Here is a 3,281-nt window from a genome sequence, read left to right on the forward strand (position 1 = left end):
GCGAACTTCCCAACTTCTCCCTCGCGGGCTACTGGTGGCACAACTTCTTTCCGGGCGCGATCCAGCAGGTCATGGAAGAGCGCCTCGATATGCTCCCCGTCAATAAACAGATTGGATTCTTCAGCGATGCGTATTGCCTCGACTGGCAGTATGGGAAGGCCGTGCTTGTGCGGCGACTGCTTGCGGAAGTCCTCGCGAAGAAAGTGCAACGCGGCCAATACTCGCAGATCGACGCGCTCGAGATCGCAAAAGCAATACTCCACGACTCGTCGTGCGAACTGCTGGGGATGAAGTAGCTACGGACCCGGAGCAACGGCTGCGCTCTTCTCGTCCGGCGCTTCGCGCGGGAACCAGCGCAGCTTGTCAGCCTTCTGCGCGTATGCCGTGCTCCAATTCCGCATAACCATCGCTTTGTAGAACTTGTCGGCGGCCTGCGGATCGCGAAGCTTCAGATACGACCCGCCCAAATACAGCGCGCGCAGACTCATGAAATCGTTCTTCGGCAATTGCGCCGCGCACTCCCACATCAAATCCGCCGCCACGTAGCGGTAATGGAATCGCTTGTTGGGTGACGGTGCGCTGGCCCACACGCGCTTCTTCTCGTCATCCGACGCCTGGATGGCTTCACCAAACGCCGGACTCACCTTTTCGAGTACGTACTTGCCTTCTTGACTGCTCCACCTGCGCTTAATGGTTGAGGTCTTTTCCTTGTCGTATGCACGATGATGGGTCGCTCCATCAATTTCGCTATCACCGCTTAGCGTGTACCAGTCTGGCTCCAGTTCCGTTCCCATGAGAGTGATGCCCTTTTCGCGGACAAGTTGCGCTGCGGCGAAGCAGCGCTCCGCGCGTTGTCGGTCGATGAACGGCGTCGTCTTCCCGCTCCACCAATCTCCGACGGACGTTGAAATCCACTCGCTCCAGCCCATCGGCCGCGCCTTCTGGCTCGCCTTCAACGCCGCTACCAATTTCTCCGCTTCAAGCTTTATCGGTATCGGATAATTGGCAAGCGCTTTGTCGTACTGGCCCATCCGCATATAGCGGCGCGCGAGCAGGTACCGGAGCATGTCGTACCGCGTGAGTTCTCCGTCGGGGTATATCAACACCACCTCTGCTTGGAGTGTCTTGTCTCCGGAATGTTCCGTGAGATAGGTCTCAAGTTCTTCCACGGTGAGCACGCGTTCCGCGATGTAGGCGGTGTCCATCCAATAATTCGAATGCACCAGCATATCGAAGGCGCTGACATAGTCACGTCGCCCAAGCAAGAGCACACCCAACTCGGCACGCATCGTACCCAACGCCTCGGCCCACTCCGTGTACGGGTTTTCGTCTAGGCCCAACCACGCATCGGAAGCCGGAAAAGACTTCACGAGTTCTCGTAGGACGTCGATGGCCTCGTCAATCTTGCCGTCGCGCATCAACAGCTTTGACCGCACCCACATTGCATACGGTGCATCCGGCGGCGCGGATTCGAGCCACTTTGCCGCCGTTGGCATATCACCCGCGCTGTATGCTGCCCACGCCAATTTGTCTGCGTCTGGAATGATCCCGGTGACCCCTGCTTCTTCGATGGCCTTGCTCCAGATGGCGCTTAATTCAGGCTTCTTCCGATGAGACATCACCCACGCGGAAATAACCTGCCTGCAAAGGGGGTCCGACGCAAGGGCCGGATCGATGGTGTCACCGCACACACGGGTACAAATCGACCGCAAGGAGTAATACCCTATACTGCGCTCCCGAATGGACTCGCTCACATTCATCTCTGCGTAGAGATGCATCGCACGCACAAAATTGCCCTTTCCCGACCCGATCGCAGCCATGCACTGCGTCGCATCCCCCGCCAGACTGAACGAGTCCCGAAAGCCGTTCCGCTTGAGCGTTCGCGTTAGTTCAAACTTGGCTTCCGAGTCCGCGAGATTTACGTCCAGGGCCAATCGCCCTAACATGAACGCCGCCCACGTCGAACGGTAACGCCGTTGGTCGTCCGGCAATGCTAGGATTGCATTCCATGCTTCGCCTGCGGATGCCCAATCGCCCTCTCGAAACTTGGCCGCACCTTTCGCGTATAGCGCAAACTCCGCGGGGATCGCCGCCAGCAGTTCCGTATACGGCGATAAGTCAACCTTCGGTTGTTGAAAATCGCTGGCTACGGTTAAGCTGGTTCTCTGAGGCGGCCCCATTAACGTGCGCATTTCGCTGTACTTCGCAATCAAGTTGCTTCGAGCCGCATCGTCTACGCCGTTGGCTTTGAGCGCCACGTCAAGGTCGCCTATATCCGCCTCGAGCGTACGCTCCCACCTCGTCTTCTTTGGCCCCGCTTCCCATGCGTATTGCCACAATTTGATGTCCTTGCCAAGAAGCCTAGATAGTTCGTAATGGAATGACCCCTCCGGCAAGTCAAGGATCTTATATTCGTGTCCGAACACGAGGTACATGTTGGGATAATCCACGCCGCACGCGTACGAAACGGAAGAGCCTGCAATGCACAGCGCCACCGCAACGCCGCGCAGTACAAATGAGTTCATGACGCCATCTCCGACTAATCAGGGCTTGAATGTTATTATAGTACAAAAGGGGTTCAGATCGAGAGGATGGCGAAAGAAGTAGCCGTTCGTGTGCTGCGCTTACAGCGCTTGCGATTCGGGGGGTCTTGAACCTAGGGCTGCGTTGACGGTTCCTCGCCACTTGACCGTGGCTCGGAACCGTCAACTTGCCCTAGGCTAGCATCTTGCGCGCCTTCAGCGCTGAGAGTAAGACACACACCTTCGTCATATATGTTTCTTAGTTCGTTTGCTCTGCAGTGCCGTTGTCGGTGCCTTCCGACGATTCTTGCGTGCCACTATCTTGGGCAGTAGCTTCGCCCGAGGTGTCCGAACTCTCCGGCGCGGTCATCTGGTCCGATCCCTCCGACCCATCAGACGAAACGGATTCCTCTTCTTTGGGAACGGGAATCGCCTTGCCCATTTCGTCCGGTTCTTCAATCGGGAACCAGTGCAGTTTGTTGGCTTGCTGCGCGAACGGCATGCTCCAATTCCGCATGACCATCGCCTTGTAGAATCTGTCGGCGGCCTCCGGATCGCGAAGCTTCAGATACGTCCCGCCCCAATACAACGCGCGCAAACTCAGCGGGTCGTTCTTCGGCAACTGCGCCGCACACTGCCACATCAGGTCGGCGGCCGTGTAGCGATAATGGAACCGTTTGTTGGGCGATGGCACACTGTCCCACACGCGCTTCTTCTCGTCATCGGTCGCCTGAATGGCTTGCTTGAAGGCAGGATCTA

General features: G+C 57.3%; 3 protein-coding genes. 1 reads left to right on the forward strand and 2 read right to left on the reverse strand.

Going from position 1 to position 3,281, the window contains the following annotated elements:
• Window positions 1-296, forward strand: a 296-nt coding sequence (locus K1Y02_26320; protein MBX7259897.1) for a hypothetical protein, incomplete at its 5' end; no start/stop codon positions are given.
• Here the strand turns inward: K1Y02_26320 and K1Y02_26325 are convergent.
• A complete protein-coding gene (locus K1Y02_26325) occupies window positions 297-2,525 on the reverse strand; it encodes a hypothetical protein (protein ID MBX7259898.1) in 2,229 nt (742 codons plus the stop codon).
• Between the two features lie 256 nt (window positions 2,526-2,781).
• Window positions 2,782-3,281, reverse strand: a 500-nt coding sequence (locus K1Y02_26330) for a hypothetical protein (protein MBX7259899.1), incomplete at its 5' end; no start/stop codon positions are given.

Source organism: Candidatus Hydrogenedentota bacterium (assembly GCA_019695095.1).
GTDB lineage: Bacteria > Hydrogenedentota > Hydrogenedentia > Hydrogenedentales > SLHB01 > JAIBAQ01.